Genomic DNA, 16,213 nt, shown 5'->3' with positions numbered 1-16,213 from the left:
TTGCGGGCCGCACGCCGACCGACCTCAGAAAAATAACCTGGATTGCACTTTGTCAATCAAGAAGTGCACAATGTGCTCTTTTTTGTCATCCAGGGAAGGATGTTCGCAGTAAACGGGCTGTCACCGCTGGGTTTGTCTCAAATCCCGAAGGTCTCGTTGGGCACCGCAAGCGCCGTTTTTCAGTTGCCTGGATACCAGGGCATCGTGATCGGCAGTCGTCGTCAAGGAAAGTTGTCCACAGGCGCGTTTTTCACCAACGTCAATTTGCGAAAAAATACCGATCTGTATTAAATTTCGACAGTAATCGCGCTAAGGAAGTGATTTTGGTCCCGGTGCATTCAGGGTTGTTCTTTTCCTTTGCTACTTCATCACGATGATTCTCCTACATACCATCTAAAATTGATTAGGTGGCCAAAACAAAAAAGCATGGCAAGGCAAGGAAAACTAAGTAGTTTTCCATCCTCTTCCTGCCGCGACGTAAATAAGCGTGAACAGGAATTCGCAGTTATAGAAAACGTGATTTATTCATACCAGATTATCGATAATTAATATTGGTGTAACTATCGAAGTTTGGCGCTGTGAATAATGTTTGTCGGCGCCCTAGTCTTTCTATAATTGGTCACGTTTTGTTTTTTTGTAATCTGAAACCTATGTTAAAAATTACCAATAATTCTGATTTTTACCTAGATTTTAACTATCGAACAGGTGTATTAGTCTAGGCTGTAAGTCGTGGCCGCCAAAAGGCTTAGGCTTCGTGCCGTGTGCAATGGCAATAATCGAGCGACCGTTGTCGATACGCTAGTGGGACCTGACGCGCCGGAGGTGGGACCGGCAAATCGGGAGCGTGGAAAACAACGGTGGAACTCGAAACAAAAGAAAAAGATCGGGCTAAACATTATGAACAATGTCGCTACCACCATGGTCATTGTTCCGGACATAGCCGGTCCGGACAACGAACTGGTCCTTGAAGATCGCTCCCTCGCGATCTCTGAAATGTCTGAGCGCTTCAACGTCACGCTCAGAACCTTGCGCTTCTACGAAGAAAAGGGGCTGCTGAACCCTGTTCGCAAAGGCGCACGCCGCTTCTACGGCACCCGGGATGTCTCCAGGATGCGCGTGATCGCCCAGGCGAAGAAGATCGGTCTGACGCTTGCCGAGATCCGGCGCGTGATCAAACTGGTCGAAAGCAGCGCAAGCAAGCAGGATCAATTCCGCGAATTGCAGGAAATCTGCAAGGGACAACAGGAAATTCTTGTCGAACAGAAGCAGATGCTCGATGAGCAGGTTGCCGAAGTCGAGCAGATCCTGTCCGCGTTCGACGAACTGATCGCCTAAGCGCGCAGGAAAGAATGCAGAAACCCCGGTTCGCGGAGCGGGCCGGGGTGTTTGCTATTGCCCAAGCGAGGCGCCGTCTGAACACAGGCCGCAGCAGGTGCTCTGCGCATCATACGTCATGATCGCGCTGTGCGAAGATGAACGGCTGAAGGTAAACGAATGGCGTCAGGCCGTCCTGGACGCCTGCATCAGGTCGGTGAACCGCTTGAACAGATAGTGGCTGTCGCGCGGTCCGGGTGATGCCTCGGGGTGGTACTGGACGGAGAACACCGGCTTGTCCTTGATGGCCAGTCCGCAGTTCGACCCGTCGAACAGCGAGACATGCGTCTGTTCCACATTGTCCGGGAGACTTTCGGCATCCACCGCAAAGCCGTGGTTCATCGAGGTGATCTCCACCTTGCCCGTGGTGTGATCGAAAACGGGGTGATTGGCCCCGTGGTGACCCTGGTGCATCTTGACGGTGTTGCCGCCCAGTGCGAGCGCGAGCATCTGATGACCGAGGCAGATGCCGAATGTCGGCACGCCCTTTTCAACCACTTCCCTGATCATCTCGACCGAGTATTCGCCTGTCGCCTCCGGATCGCCCGGACCGTTCGACAGAAAGACACCGTCCGGTGCGTGTGCAAGCACGTCGCTCGCGGTAGAGGTTGCAGGCAGGACCGTCACATCGCAGCCGGCTTCCGACAGAAGGCGCAGGATGTTGCGCTTGATGCCGAAATCGATGGCGACAACCTTGAAGTCGCCTGTCTTCGCCTCGCCGTAGCCCTCATTCCATTTCCATGTCGTCTGCGACCAGGGATGGGTTTGCGTTGTCGACGCGTCTTTTGCGAGATCCATGCCGACCAGTCCGGGCCACTCCGCCGCGGCCGTCTTGAGAGCCGCGAGATCGAAGCGTCCGTCGGGCGCATGCGCGATTACACCGTTCGGAACACCCTTTTCGCGGATCAGGGCGGTCAGGGCGCGCGTGTCGACGCCGCAGATGCCGATCAGGTTCCGCGATTTCAGCCACGCGTCGAGGTGTCTGGCCGACCGGTAGTTGGCCGGGTCCGTGATCGATGCCGCAAGGACAACGCCGCGAATGCCGCTCGATGCCGCCATGTTGACCGTTTCGATGTCCTCGTCATTCGCACCGACATTTCCTATATGCGGAAAAGTGAAAGTGATGATCTGGCCCGAATAGGACGGGTCGGTGAGGATCTCCTGATATCCGGTCATCGCGGTATTAAAGCAAATCTCACCAACGGCTTGGCCGGTGGCACCGAGACCCTGACCCTCAATCACGCTGCCGTCTGAAAGCACAAGCAGGGCGGTCGCCGGGGTCTCAGACCATGCGTCTGCAGTCGTCATGTCTTGTATCCAAAGTCTGTTGGTGACATCATGCGCTGCAGGATAGGCGTCTACGGCAGGCAAAGTTGCATGCTCAAGGCCGTCTGCATCAAGCGCGGGACTCTATGGGAAGCGACCAGGATCGTCAATATTGATCCTTTGAAAAAAGATCGTTAAAATTCAATAGCTTGGCTGAGTGTTGTGGAAGGGCGCCAATCCGCCCGTTGGCTCAGTGCGGCAGGGATAGGGTGAACCATGCGCGACGAATTGCGCGAAAGAATCGGTTCTGCGCTGAAATTGGCGCAGGAGGACGGCGACAAGCGCAGATGCGCAACGCTTCGCCTGATCCAGACGGCAGTCAAGGACAGAGAGGCAGCCGCGCGCGACAACGGCAAGGACGGTGTCGGCGAAACGGAAGTCGTCGAAATCCTTCAGAAAATGGTCCGGCAGCGGGAAACCTCCGCGGAAGAATTCGAGACCAGCGGACAGCTCGATCTTGCCGAGCAGGAACGTGTCGAGCAGGACATCATCCGGGAGTTTCTCCCCGTTCAGTTGAGCGATGACGAAATCCGGTCGTTGTGCGAGGAGACAGTCAAGGATATCGATGCCCATGGGCTTCGCGATATCGGCCGTTGCATGAGCGCCCTGAAAAGCCGCTATCCGGGGAAAATGGATTTTGTGCAGGCCTCCTGTTTCGTGAAGGAAATGCTGCGCAGCGAGGCGAACGGATATCACGCATCAAAAAGCGCCGATGATGTCGCCGAGAACTGAGCCACCTGCCGACAGCCCGCACGCCTGTTCCTGCAACTCCGGAACCTGACGGTTTTCAAACGGCCATCAACAGGTTGCGCGAATGTGGGCATTGCCGTGTGACGGCACTGGCGCTGCCTGGAAACTCATTCTATCTTTGCTGACCGGTCCGGCAGTGGATGCCTCGACTGCCGGAAGCCTCCAGGCAAACAGCTGATCGTTCGTATTTGCTCATGCGTTTTGAACCGCGTCTCCTTGATGAAATCCGTGCCCGGCTGACGCTGTCGGACATTGTTGCCCGGCGGGTCACCTGGGACCGCCGCAAAACGCAGCCTGGCAAGGGTGACTACTGGGCCTGCTGTCCCTTCCATCAGGAAAAAAGCCCCAGCTTTCACGTCGATGACCGGCGCAATCGCTACAAGTGCTTCGGCTGCGGCGCCTCGGGCGATCACTTTACCTTTCTGTGCGAAACCGAAGGGCTGAGCTTTCCGGAATCCGTGGAGCGCCTTGCCGAGCAGGCGGGCGTTGCCTTGCCTGCGCCGGATCCGCAGGCCGCGCGGCGCGAGAAGAAGCGTGCCGGGCTTGCGGATATCTGCGAGATGGCGGCACAGTTTTTTCAGAACGAGTATGCCGGACCGCGTGGCGAACAGGCCAGGGCCTACACCGCGAAGCGGGGGCTGGCACCGGAGACGCTTCGCGAATTCCGTTTCGGCTTTGCGCCGGACAGCCGAGATGCGCTCAAGTCATACCTGGCCGGACGGGAGATCCCGGAAGCCGCCATGGTGGAAGCGGGTCTTGTCATCCGTCCGGATGACGGGCGGCCCGCCTACGACCGGTTCCGGGGGCGTTTGATGATCCCGATCCAGGATGACCGCGGCCGGGTCGTGGCGTTCGGCGGACGCACGCTTTTGCCGGACGGACAGCCGAAATATCTGAATTCGCCGGAAACGCCGCTCTTTCACAAGGGCGTCATGCTGTTCAACGCGCACCGGGCCCGCGAGCCTGCCTTCAAATCCCAGGAAGCGGTCGTGGTGGAGGGGTATCTGGATGCCATCGCGCTCTGGCAGGCGGGCATCCGGCATGTCGTGGCGTCTCTCGGCACCGCGTTCACGGAAGACCAGGTTGTCCGGCTCTGGAAATTCGCGCCCGAGCCTGTGATCTGCTTCGACGGCGATGCGGCCGGTGTCTCTGCCGCCCATCGGGCAATCGACCGGATTTTCCCGGTCCTGCGAAGCGGCTACTCGTTCCAGTTCTGCTTTCTGCCGGACGGCATGGATCCCGATGACCTTGTCAAGGAAAAGGGTCTGGACGGGTTCCGGCAGGAGGTGGGCAAGGCCCAGGCGCTCTTCGATGCCGTATGGGAACGCGAGATTTCAGTTTCGCGGATCGACACGCCGGAACGAAAGGCCGCGCTTGAAAAACGGTTCGATGACCTGATCGGCACCATCCGCGATGAACGCGTGAGACGGCGCTATCAGCTCGACCTCAAGTTCAAGCTGTCGAACCTGTTTTTCGAACAGGCGCGGCAGAACCGCCGGGACGGCAAGACGGCTTCGGATGTTCCTGCCGGCCTCGGATTGGTACGGGAACGGGTGGCGACCAGCAATGCGTTCGGCACGGAGCGGCTGGTTCTCGGCCTGTGCATGCGGTTTCCGCATCTGCTTGACCGGAACTTCGAACGCTTTTCCGGACTGCCGTTCACGAACGATCTGCATCTTCAGCTCAGAGATGTCCTGTGCCGGATCGTCGACGACCTGGAAGCATCGCCGATTGCGCAGCTGACCAGCTCTTTCGACGCGCCTCTGCGCGAGGTCATGAACGAAATGATGCTGGAGACGATTGGCCTGCAGGAGCAGCGCATGGCGGAGTTCTCCGCACTGAACCACCGGTTTCCTCTGTTGAAATCCAATCCGCCGGAGGATTTTGTCGAGGCGGCGTATCTGCATTTCCTGGACCAGCTTGAACTGAATGCGCTTGAAGAGGAGCTTTCCGGTGAGCTGGAGACCGCGGACGAACAGCTGGACGAACATTCCTGGGCGCGCATTCAAGCCCTGACGCAGGACCTGAGCCGCAGACGGGAAGAGTGTGCACGCGACGAGGCGGATCTCGCCGAACGGGCGAAAAAGATCAGGACGGCACCGCCGGTGGCCGCGTCGCCGTAACGGCAACGGCCGGCGGCCGCGCATGTGCCGCCGAAGCGCCGAGACGAGCGTGAGTGCCGGTCCGGGTTTCCCGAATGCGTCTCCAAACGTGTGCGAGACACCAAAAAACGGCATTTTCCGATTGACCGATGACGAATCACACTTGCGAATCGTGCGCACCGAGCTAAATAGGGGTTTTGCAGCATTCAAGCGCCGGAGCCCAAGCCTGCCCGCGGCCAATAGTCTAAAAACGCTGCAGACCCGTTTGAAAACCGCTTCGGCATGCGCATCCGCGTGTGCCTCAACAAAGGCCGTGTGCTTCATTGATGACAAGAAATATCAATGTCGAAATGCGCACGGTTAATTGGGACTTAAGGGACACGGCTTACAAACCGAACATGACTGATTCCTTCAGACGCCGCCGCAGGCACTGCCGGCGCGCAAAGGGCAGGTCGGTTTGAAACCGGAAATAGAGCGCTGCGCGACCACGACGGTCGCGAACTGGAGCACAATATGGTAGCCAAAGCGACGCAAGCAGACGAAACGCAGGAAGCAAGCACGGACGGCCCCGACGGCCCGCTTCTCGATTTGTCGGATGCCGCCGTCAAGAAGATGATCAAGGCCGCGAAAAAGCGCGGCTATGTCACCTATGACGAGCTGAACGAGGTCCTGCCTTCCGAACAGGTTTCTTCCGAAAAGATCGAAGACACCATGTCGATGCTGTCCGACATGGGCATCAACGTGATCGATTCCGACGAAGCGGAAGACGGTCCTGAAGAAGTCGACGGCGGTGAGCTGGCCACGACGACCACCACAGCAGTCGCCAAGACCACCAACACCAAGGAGCCCGCAGACAGGACCGACGACCCGGTGCGCATGTATCTGCGCGAAATGGGGTCCGTGGAGCTTTTGTCGCGCGAAGGCGAGATCGCGATTGCCAAGCGCATCGAGGCCGGCCGCGAGGCCATGATCGCAGGTCTTTGCGAAAGCCCGCTGACCTTCCAGGCGATCATCATCTGGCGCGACGAACTCAACGAAGCCCAGGTTCTCCTGCGCGACATCATCGACCTGGAAGCGACTTATGCCGGTCCGGATGCCAAGGCCGGTCCCCAGGTGGCGAATGACGACGTCGCTCCGAGCGAGTCCCGCGAGGAGAAGCCTGCCGAGGGCGCTTCGGAGGACACGGAAAACGAGAATGCGGAAGGCGAGAGCGAAGAAGAGGACGACGACGAGTTCGAATCCAACGTTTCCCTGTCCGCCATGGAAGCCGAGCTGAAGCCCGGCGTCCTGGAGACCTTCGACAACATCGCCGACAACTACAAGAAACTGCGCCGCCTGCAGGACCAGCTTGTCGAGAACAAGCTGGCCAACAAGACCCTGTCGCCGAGCCAGGAGCGCCGCTACAAGAAGCTGAAAGAAGACATCATTGTCGACGTGAAGAGCCTGTCGCTCAACCAGAACCGTATCGACGCTCTCGTTGCCCAGCTCTATGACATCAACAAGCGGCTCATGGGCTATGAAGGCCGCCTGCTGCGTCTTGCCGACAGCTACAATGTCGACCGGACCGACTTCCTGAAACAGTATCAGGGCGCCGAACTGGATCCGAACTGGCTGCGCAAGGTTGCCAACCTGTCGACGCGCGGCTGGAAGAACTTCATCGCCAAGGAAAAAGAGACCGTGCGCGAGCTGCGTCAGGAGATCCAGACGCTTGCGACCGAAACCGGCCTTGAGATCACCGAATTCCGCCGCATTGTGGCCATGGTGCAAAAGGGCGAGCGCGAAGCGCGCATCGCCAAGAAGGAGATGGTAGAGGCGAACCTGCGTCTCGTGATCTCGATCGCAAAGAAATACACCAATCGCGGCCTTCAGTTCCTGGATCTCATCCAGGAGGGCAATATCGGCCTGATGAAGGCGGTCGACAAATTCGAGTACCGGCGCGGCTACAAGTTCTCCACCTACGCAACATGGTGGATCCGGCAGGCCATCACCCGCTCGATCGCGGACCAGGCGCGTACCATCCGTATTCCGGTGCACATGATCGAGACGATCAACAAGATCGTGCGCACATCGCGCCAGATGCTGCACGAGATCGGCCGTGAACCGACCCCGGAAGAGCTGGCCGAAAAGCTGCAGATGCCTCTGGAGAAGGTCCGCAAGGTCCTGAAAATTGCGAAGGAACCGATATCGCTGGAAACACCGATCGGCGACGAGGAAGATTCCCATCTCGGCGATTTCATCGAGGACAAGAACGCGGTTCTGCCAATCGATGCGGCCATCCAGTCGAACCTGCGCGAGACCACCACGCGGGTTCTTGCCTCGCTGACGCCGCGCGAGGAGCGCGTGCTCAGGATGCGGTTCGGTATCGGCATGAACACGGACCATACGCTGGAAGAAGTCGGGCAACAGTTCTCGGTGACCCGCGAACGTATCCGCCAGATCGAAGCGAAAGCGCTGCGCAAGCTCAAGCATCCGAGCCGGTCACGCAAACTGCGGTCCTTCCTGGACAGCTAAGACGCTGGCCAGTTCGAGTGGATTGCGAAAAGCCCGGCATCGATGCCGGGTTTTTTGTTTACGATGCGGACCCTTCTTGAAGAAATGGTGATCGCGGAATTTCGGTCGAGGGCGCCTTTTTGGCCATAATCGCAGATATGAACCGTCCGATGATCGAGACGGCCAAAGACGACCGGCAGACATTTACCTGGGGACTCGCGACGTCGCTTGTCCTTCACGGAACACTTGCGCTTGTCCTTCTGGGCGGCATTTCAGGCTATGTGACCGAGCCCGGCCAGGACCCCGTCGAGGTGGAGATCATCACGCTGCCCGCCCCGGCGGAAGAGGACGCCGCCGCGGAAGCATCGGCCGAAGACCAGCCCCAGAGCGAGGAGCAACCGGAAGAACAGGACGAGCAGGAAGAAAACCTCCCGCCCGAGCCGGCGCCTGAGCAGGAAGAAACCGAGGAGGAAGAAGTGGAAGAGCTGCCTCCCGAACCGGCGCCTGCCCCGGAAGAAGAAGAGACGGTGCAAGACCAGCCTCCGCCGTCCATTCAGGAGGCTGTCCAGGAATTTGCCGAGGAAGAGCCCGAACAGCAGGAAACGGAACTGCTGCCGCTGCAAGACTCTTTGGAGGAGGAGGTCGCAGAGGCGGAAGACACACAGGAAGCCGAAGCCGCAGAAGCCCTGGATGAGGCGCAGGAGATCGCAGACGCGGGCACCGGGGACGACGATGTTGCAGAGGACGTCACCGAGGAAGTTAACGAGGACGTGGTGACCTCCGAACCGGCTGACGAACCGGTCACCGAAGAGGAGGTTGCCGAGGCCGATACAGCCGAGGCAGATGTTCAGGAAGAGGATCAACCGGAACAAGACGTGCCTGAAGAACAGATCGCGGCTGCAGAGGAAACCACGCCGGAAGCCCCGTCGGAGACCGAGATTGAGGACGACTTCGACCCCCTTGCCGGGCCGGTGAGCGAAACGGAAACGGATGTCACGCCCGAACCGCAGCCGAAGCCGGCCGAACTGGCCGAGGCCGGAACGGAGGCTGCCGCGGATGTCGGCAACGCGGACGAGATCGCACCCGATGACTTTGGTACGGTCGGACCGATTTTGAGCGCGGCCCCGCCTGCACCGAAACCGGCACGCCAGGTTGCCCGTGCCACGCCGTCTGCTTCATCATCGGCGTCATCCTCTGCCGGAACCGTGCGCCGTCCGGGCCACATCCAGGCAAGGCAAATTTATTCCGCCAACAACCCGCGCATCACATCCCGGATACGTGGCCTTACTGAAGGAGAACGGTTGAGCCTTCTCTGCATGACCGAGCTCGACGCGCAGCTAACGGCAGTGAGCCCCGTGCCGCCCGAAGCACTGCCGCGTGCGCGTGCGCGTGGAGGAACCGTGCTTGAATACCAGCGCGTCGCATTTCGCAGCCTCGGGCGCTGGTTTGATGTCGCCTTTCGTTGCGAAACGAATGCGGGCGTGACGCGGGTCGAGCGGTTCAGCTTCAAGATCGGGGAAGAGATCCCCCGGTCACAGTGGCTCGCGCGCGGTTTGTCCGGCTTTTGATCCGAAACGTCGTCTCATCAATCGACACCGGTCACCGGCAGGAATGCGGCGCCTGAATTGGTGACGTCGATTTCCGCCTGCAGAACCGTCTGATATTGCAGGCCGTAGCCGTAGTCGGCCTTGAAATAGGTGGGGCCGAAGTCCGGTGCGGGCGTGAGCGTTGCCTCGTCCGGTTTCAGGTCCCGCGCGCTGATGACGCCGATCTGGACCACGATCCGGCGTGCGGCGAACGGGTTCTCGCCAAGCTCGTAGCTGTTATAGGGGTGGAACGCGACCGCTGGGTTTGGAAACACGATCTCACCTGCAAGGCTTTCTCCGGGTGCGAGGCGTCTGTAGTAGGGCTTTTCCGTGCTTTCGACCTTCATGCCCTCCGGGATCTTTAACAGGAGTTTGCCGACATAGAGCGTCCCGTCATCTGTCGGAATGACATAGGCGGTCTTCGGGTCGACCGTCAGATTGCCGTCTGCGGCAGGTTTGTAAACCAGATCGGCGACGTAGATGTCGGCCTGATCCGTGTTGGTGATCTGATAGGCCAGGGCGAAAGAGGCGGCGGTGATCGCCTTGATGGAAACAGTCAACATGCGCAGGCGGTCCTCGATGAAATCCTGTAGGTAGCACGGCAGCGCCGACGCGAAGCGCCAGGCCGACCGTGATCAGTAGTAGGGTCTTTGGTGCTCTTCGTCATTCTTGCCGATTCCCAGATCATCAAAATCCTTTCGGATGTTGTTTTCCGTCAGTTCCTTGTCTTCGTATTCTCCAAGGCCGACCGTCTGCAGTTCGTAACCGGGCGCCTTGTGCTTCTTGCCGTCCTTGCCCGTGTATTCGACTTCCTTGCGCCCGTCCGTCGTGCCGTTGCCATCATGGTACGAGTGGATCAGCTCGTGTCCCAGGCCGATTGCCGGGTCCCTGGTTTTCCAGTCCTCGGAATTCAGCTTGTCGCGGTCGGGATTGAACTTGACCGTGCTGTCCGTGCCCGGACCAGCCTTGTCGTTGGTCGTGTCGTAGAGCCCGTCTTTCCAGTTTTTCGCGGTCTCCGTGTTGCCCTTGCCGGGGCCGGCCTCGACGATCGTTGTTGTCTTGTTGCTGGAGTCGAGTTCCTGCAACAGTTTCATACCGGTCGGTGACTGGGCCAGCCGGTCCAGTGCCGCCAGCGTCTTCTCCTTGAATTCATCCGAGCCCTTGATCTTGATGGAGGACTTGCCTTCCTTGATCTTGTCCATCAGGGCGTTGCGCCTCAGATCTGCAATCTGCTTAGGCGACAGGCCGGCAGCTGCGCCGCCGGCGCCGCCGGCGCCAGCGCCGGACGCGCCAGCCATGCCGATCAGTACCCTTGGATAGCCGGTGGTGAGCGCGCCCGCTTTCAGCGTGAGGTCCGTCATGCGCGCTGCCGGCATTTTTTCCACCAGCACATTGAAGGCTCCTGTGATGATGGGATCGCCGCCGAACGGAGGGGGAGGGCCTGCGCAAACGCACATATCCTTCACGCGGGCTTGCGGAAACATGCCTGTCAGGACAGTCCAGGCCCCCTTCCAGGCGATCGGCAGGGGTGTGCCTGCGCACATCGGGCACGAATGCATGTCGACAATAATTCGGGAGGCAGGAAACTTCATTGTCAAACCAGCTCTTGAAAAAAATCTTGAGAAATTTTCCGCCGTTTCCGCGATTCCGTCAATGTCGCTACGTCACACTTTTGCGGATTGGGGCCGCCAGGCGCATTCGCATATGCGCAGGCCTTGCTTCCCACAAGGCCTTCGGGGTTGCGCGGACGTTGCCAACGCGCAGATGAATTGCCCTTGCGCTGCTGTCCGGTTTGAAAAATGCATTCGAACTTATGCCTTTGCGAAAGCTGTGCAATTCCGATCGGTGCTATGTCGGGATACGGTTTTTCCCTGATTTGTCGTCCCGGTTTGCCGCATATGCGGCAAGACCGGGAACCAGTATTCCCTATGACGAGAGGTTAAAAGAAGAAGGAGAAACAAGCGGCTACTGGTTTCCGTCCTTCCGCTGCGCTTCAGCCGGAATGACAAGTTCGTTGACCGGGGTTCGCCTCATTAGATCTTTGCCGGGTCAAACCGGACAGCAGTGCTTGCGCTGTATTCACGTCGCGGGCAAACTCGCCGGTGAGTTGCAATCCAACAAGTGCGAGACGACATGCCGAACAAGCAATCCCGCTTTTTGATCGACACCTACTTCGCTGCCTTCAACGCCGGCGACACAAAGAAAATGGAGAGCCTCGTCGCCGAAGATCTGGTGCACGATGTCAATCAGGGAGAGCGGCGTGTCGGCAAGGACAAGTTCTGGTCCTTCAACGTGCACATGACGCGCTGCTACAAGGAGCGCCTCTCGGACATCGTTCTCTTCGTCAACGAAGACGGCACACGTGCAGCGGCGGAGTTCATCGTGCACGGCACCTATATCGCCACCGACGAGGGCTTGCCGGCGGCCAACGGGCAGACTTACGATCTTCCGGCGGGAAGCTTCTTTGAAATCAGCGACGGCAAGATTGCCCGCATCACCACCTACTACAATCTCCAGACCTGGATCGATCAGGTTCAGGGCCCTGAAGAAGGCGGCATAAGCGACACGTCCGGCGATAGCTGAGATTTCCGGCTCTGCCTACTCCCTGATCTCGATCGAGAGGTCGGTCAGACCGGCAAGGCGCCAGACACGATCATCCTCGATCATTTCAACGCGCGCCTGCAAGTCGAGCTCTCTCAAGTGCAAATAGCCCCAGTGCTGACCGACGGCTTCGGCTGACCACTGGGCGAGCGCCGAGAAACCGCGGCCTGCATCAAGTGGACGTATCTCGCTTATGGTGACGTCATTTATGTCGCCCACGCGTGCGGTAATCCCCCCCGGCAACTCGACGCGATTGGCCCGTTCCAGTTCCGTGTACACAATCGGCGCCATCCCCGTATAGACGAACTTTGAAAGCTCCACCTCAAGCTGGTCCTCATTGATTTCATAAAACGACGCGTTGGCGTTGGCGAAAATGGCCCGGATTGCCGTTTTCGCCTCGTTGTCGCCCGGCAAGTTGGCAAACGGATTGGGCAGGGTCGCAATAAACCGGTCGCTCGTCGTGGCAGCACCCGCCGCAAAAATGAGCGCTGCGGCAAACCCTATACCCCTGGCCCATCTGCTGGCCTTGAGTGCGAAGGCAACCGCGTTCAAGGCAAATACGGCAAGCACGATGGTAAGCAAGGGAAGTTTCAGGGACCGTTCGTCCGTGACAGGCACCGTGGCGACGCCGGGCTCTTCAAATCTCAGAAGACGGTTGGTCCAAGTGTGCGAAGGATAGGTGACGCCGAATTCGGCCGGAAACGGTCCGATCGGGTCAATGGATGTCACCGGTACGGTTTCTATGCGGTCGCTGAAGAGTTGCCAGATTGTCGTGACTTCCGCAGGCATCTGGCCGACCGGATAGGAAAGCGTCACACCCAGGACCGCAGTTACCGGGTCAAGGTTCCGATCGTCTTCAATAACCTCGATGCCTGCCAGAGAAAGGTCCAGGAACTCCGTTCCGACGCTTGCCGGTTCGGCAGGTGTCCCATCGATGATGACCGGGTTCTTGTCTGCGAAGAAACGGCTGGCGGCTTCCAGTATATTCCTTCGGCCGTCATCAGCAATCGGGGCGTTTCGATCGAAATTCAGGTCAGCCCAGTCTTCAAGATCCCGCAGCCTGATCACGATTTCATGCCTGACCTCCCGCGGTTCGACATAGATGAACGACATGATCGGCCAGCGATGATGGCGCGCCAGGTTCGGGTCCTCGAATGCGGATACCCAGGGGTCGTTCCAGTTGAGCGTGAGGGTCGCGGGGCCGGTGAGTTCTCGGAAGTCGATGACGGGAACGCTCTCCTGATAGACGATGAAACCCAATTCAAGCAGGGGATTACCATCACCATCCAAGGGTGGAACAAATGTCAGTGTTTTCGGTTTCTGGTCAAAGAAGTAATCGAGTTCTGCATGGAGCACGCGGACCTTGTCGGGCGGGTCCGGAGCCTTTTGACGTGTGAGGGGATGGACGATGCCCTTGACGGGAGAGGACCGATCCTTTCGCGGCCTCTGTTCTGAAAACCGCAATGTCGCGGAAAGATCGATCGCGCCGTCGGCGATCACCTGGAACTTCTCCCTGGCGAACTGTTCCATTCTCTGTTCGATCGGTTCCGGTTCTATTCCCCGCTCACGCAGCATGTCTTCTGGCAGCAATTCTGCGACGTTTTCAAGGCTGTCTTCGGAAAGCTGCAGAACGATATGGACCCGATCCTCGCGTACGAAGATCTCGGCGACATTCGGCAATTTTTCCGCGGCGGTCAGATTGATCCAGTCGGCAAGTGCGAGACCGGTGCCCATGAGGGTGAGGAAAAACGCCAGAAGCAGATTGGCAAGCATCGAGCGCGCCGCGCCGCGCCGGCGACAGGTGAACGGTCGTCTCGAGCTACTGATCATCGCCGCAAGCCGTTCCATGACGCGGCACCCGTCAATGGCACGGGACGGAGCGGGGTCCATGCCTGGGTCAAAACCCGTTGAGGTGTAGAAAACCGAAATAAAATCAACGTCATAAACACCTCTCCAGGCATGCACTGTCATTTTCGAATTCTGTCCGGTTGTCCTGCAAAAGACCCGGATTCTGTCTACTTCGAAGACCCTTTTTCTTATGCATCCCGTTCGGTTTCTGCCTTGGCGTACACCCGCAATTCGGGGGCAGTCAGGTAAAAAAATGCTCGAAATGCTTTTTCCGGTCAGAAGCAATATTGAACGGTATTAGAATTTCCGGTCCGAGGTCAATTTAACGGTGAAATCTGCCGAGGTGCACTTGTCATATTTTCAAGTGTTCGAGGAGCCGAGCCTCGCGTCGCTCCCTGGATTGCAGTCGCCATGTAGCTGGCACGGTCCGCGAAGCTTCCACAGGTTGTCGCTGACAACCGATTTGTCCGGAAAATGAACACAGGCGCTTGACTGGGCAACGAGCGTCCGCATCCCCAAGTAAGGGCTGAGGCCGGAGTGAAGGAGCAGGTTCATGGCAAAGAGTGTGTTGATTGTTGGCGCTGGAACAGGGTTGAGTGCGTCCTTGGCGCGTGTTTTTTCCCAGGATGGTTATCAAGTCCGCCTGGCGGCACGCAAGCCTGACAAGCTGGACGGGCTTTGCCGGGAGACCGGCGCACGGGCGCATGCCTGCGATGCCACAAGTCAAGCCGGCGTCACGCAGCTTTTTGAGACGCTCGACGCCGAGGGGGCGACCCCGGACGTCGTCGTTTACAATGCCAGCGGCCGGACAAAGGGTCCGATAGAGCAGCTTGATCCCGACAGGGTGCGCGCCGCTCTCGACGTTACTGTCTGGGGCGCCTTCCTGGTTGCGCACGAAGCAGCGAAGCGGATGGTCCCGAACAAGGCGGGCACGATGCTGTTCACGGGTGCCTCCGCGGGCATCAAGGGATTTCCGCAATCAGCCGCGTTCGCGATGGGCAAATTTGCGCTCAGGGGGCTCTGCCAGTCGTTGGCCCGAGAACTGCATCCGAAGAACATTCACGTGGTCCATTTTGTCATTGACGGCGCCATTCACAGTGCCGGGCGCGGTGCGCCCTACAATGATCCGGAAACAACATTGAACCCCGACGAGATTGCCCGGACCTATCTGGACATGACCCGTCAGCACCGGAGCATCTGGGCCAACGAAATTGAACTGCGCCCGCATGTCGAGCGTTTCTAGGCTGGCCTGCCTGCCGGTCAGCAGCCTCCCGGCAGGCAACATTCCCTGACGGTGGCGTTGTTGTTGCAGCAGTCCTCCAGCAGGTAGCGCATCAGGGCACCGACAGCCGTGAAGTCGATCCGGTAGGTGATCCGACGCGCCTGCCTGCTTGAGGTCACGAGACCCGCATCCGACATGTTGGACAGATGAAACGACGTTCTGGATGGCGTTGCGCCAACAGCGTCCGCGATGTCGCCGGCCGTCAGCCCGCTGCTGCCGGCTTCAACGAGACGCTTGAGAATACGCAACCGCGTCACGCTGGAGATCGATGCAAAGGCGGCGAGGGCGTCGGCTTCATTCATATTTCAAACTTTCTTGAAATGTTTGCTGGTTTGTGCTTGAACTATATTTCAACTTTTTTTGAAATGAAAGGTTCGCACCATGACACCCCTGTCGCTTCTGAACGCCATGCGGAAAATGCCTGCCGATCTGCCCCTGGTCTTCCGGACCGGTGAGGGTGCCATCGGCGAGGGATATCACGTGACCGAGTTGAAACTCGCCGACGTCAACAGCATCGACTGTGGCGGCCGCCTTGCTTCGTGGACCGAGGCCGCCTTGCAATTGCTCGACGGGCGGGGCGGCAATCACATGAAACTCGGGAAGTTCAATGCGATCCTCGAGCAGAGCATTGCCAGGGTGAGTGGTCTCGGCGAAAGCCCGTTGCAGGTGGAATTTGCTCATGAAAACAGGGGTATGCGGATCTACGAACCAGCCGCGCCGGTGCTGGATGACGGCGTGGTGTCCATTCGCCTGAGCGAGGTCCGGGCAAATTGCAAACCTGCGCTTGCGCACACGCGGCGCGCGGATGCTCCTGCTTGCTGCGGCTCTGCCGCATCTGCCTGCTGCGGCTGACG

Annotated in this window: 13 protein-coding genes; 8 read left to right on the top strand and 5 right to left on the bottom strand. The window is 58.7% G+C overall.

All coding sequences use genetic code 11. The features are described from left to right. Positions 1–897 precede the first annotated feature (897 nt). Positions 898–1,335: a MerR family transcriptional regulator gene (locus ACO07N_RS28825; protein WP_306145645.1), complete on the top strand. Its 438-nt coding sequence runs from the start codon at positions 898–900 to the stop codon at positions 1,333–1,335. Positions 1,336–1,500: 165 nt separating this feature from the next. Here ACO07N_RS28825 and carA read toward each other — a convergent pair whose 3' ends face one another. Beyond that, entirely contained in the window at positions 1,501–2,682 is a 1,182-nt protein-coding gene (gene carA, locus ACO07N_RS28820; protein WP_421984295.1) for a glutamine-hydrolyzing carbamoyl-phosphate synthase small subunit, read from the bottom strand. A gap of 246 nt (positions 2,683–2,928) precedes the next feature. Between carA and ACO07N_RS28815 the strand changes: the two genes are divergently transcribed. The 4 genes from ACO07N_RS28815 (at position 2,929) to ACO07N_RS28800 (ending at position 9,610) form a co-directional block, all read left to right on the top strand. Further along, positions 2,929–3,432, top strand: a complete 504-nt coding sequence (locus ACO07N_RS28815; protein WP_421984508.1) for a GatB/YqeY domain-containing protein — start codon at positions 2,929–2,931, stop codon at positions 3,430–3,432. Between the two features lie 212 nt (positions 3,433–3,644). Continuing rightward, positions 3,645–5,573: a DNA primase gene (dnaG, locus tag ACO07N_RS28810; RefSeq protein WP_421984294.1), complete on the top strand. Its 1,929-nt coding sequence runs from the start codon at positions 3,645–3,647 to the stop codon at positions 5,571–5,573. Between the two features lie 492 nt (positions 5,574–6,065). Continuing rightward, positions 6,066–8,063, top strand: a complete 1,998-nt coding sequence (gene rpoD / locus ACO07N_RS28805; RefSeq protein WP_421984293.1) for an RNA polymerase sigma factor RpoD — start codon at positions 6,066–6,068, stop codon at positions 8,061–8,063. A gap of 149 nt (positions 8,064–8,212) precedes the next feature. Further along, complete coding sequence (locus tag ACO07N_RS28800; RefSeq protein WP_421984292.1) at positions 8,213–9,610, top strand: DUF930 domain-containing protein; 1,398 nt, start codon at positions 8,213–8,215, stop codon at positions 9,608–9,610. A gap of 17 nt (positions 9,611–9,627) precedes the next feature. Here ACO07N_RS28800 and ACO07N_RS28795 read toward each other — a convergent pair whose 3' ends face one another. After that, positions 9,628–10,191 (bottom strand): hypothetical protein, encoded by a 564-nt coding sequence (locus ACO07N_RS28795; protein ID WP_421984291.1) that lies wholly within the window; start codon positions 10,189–10,191, stop codon positions 9,628–9,630. A gap of 72 nt (positions 10,192–10,263) precedes the next feature. Further along, positions 10,264–11,172, bottom strand: coding sequence for a M91 family zinc metallopeptidase (locus ACO07N_RS28790; protein ID WP_421984507.1), 909 nt, complete (start codon positions 11,170–11,172; stop codon positions 10,264–10,266). Between the two features lie 589 nt (positions 11,173–11,761). On the opposite strand from ACO07N_RS28790, the gene ACO07N_RS28785 reads away from it, so the two are divergent. Beyond that, the gene (locus ACO07N_RS28785; protein ID WP_421984290.1) at positions 11,762–12,211 is read left to right on the top strand and encodes a ketosteroid isomerase-related protein; all 450 of its coding nucleotides are present in this window, start codon (positions 11,762–11,764) and stop codon (positions 12,209–12,211) included. Positions 12,212–12,226: 15 nt separating this feature from the next. On the opposite strand, the gene ACO07N_RS28780 is transcribed toward ACO07N_RS28785, so the two are convergent. Further along, the gene (locus ACO07N_RS28780; protein WP_421984289.1) at positions 12,227–14,002 is read right to left on the bottom strand and encodes a hypothetical protein; all 1,776 of its coding nucleotides are present in this window, start codon (positions 14,000–14,002) and stop codon (positions 12,227–12,229) included. A gap of 628 nt (positions 14,003–14,630) precedes the next feature. On the opposite strand from ACO07N_RS28780, the gene ACO07N_RS28775 reads away from it, so the two are divergent. Continuing rightward, positions 14,631–15,320 carry an SDR family NAD(P)-dependent oxidoreductase gene (locus ACO07N_RS28775; RefSeq protein WP_421984288.1) on the top strand — a complete coding sequence of 230 codons (690 nt, stop codon included), beginning with the start codon at positions 14,631–14,633 and terminating at the stop codon, positions 15,318–15,320. Between the two features lie 17 nt (positions 15,321–15,337). On the opposite strand, the gene ACO07N_RS28770 is transcribed toward ACO07N_RS28775, so the two are convergent. Then, the gene (locus ACO07N_RS28770) at positions 15,338–15,661 is read right to left on the bottom strand and encodes an ArsR/SmtB family transcription factor (protein WP_421984287.1); all 324 of its coding nucleotides are present in this window, start codon (positions 15,659–15,661) and stop codon (positions 15,338–15,340) included. Positions 15,662–15,740: 79 nt separating this feature from the next. Between ACO07N_RS28770 and ACO07N_RS28765 the strand changes: the two genes are divergently transcribed. Then, the gene (locus ACO07N_RS28765; protein ID WP_421984286.1) at positions 15,741–16,211 is read left to right on the top strand and encodes a DUF6428 family protein; all 471 of its coding nucleotides are present in this window, start codon (positions 15,741–15,743) and stop codon (positions 16,209–16,211) included. Positions 16,212–16,213: the final 2 nt, after the last annotated feature.

This window comes from Roseibium sp. (genome assembly GCF_965229775.1).
Taxonomy (GTDB): Bacteria; Pseudomonadota; Alphaproteobacteria; order Rhizobiales; family Stappiaceae; genus Roseibium.
This window is presented reverse-complemented; position numbering and strand designations above follow the sequence as displayed.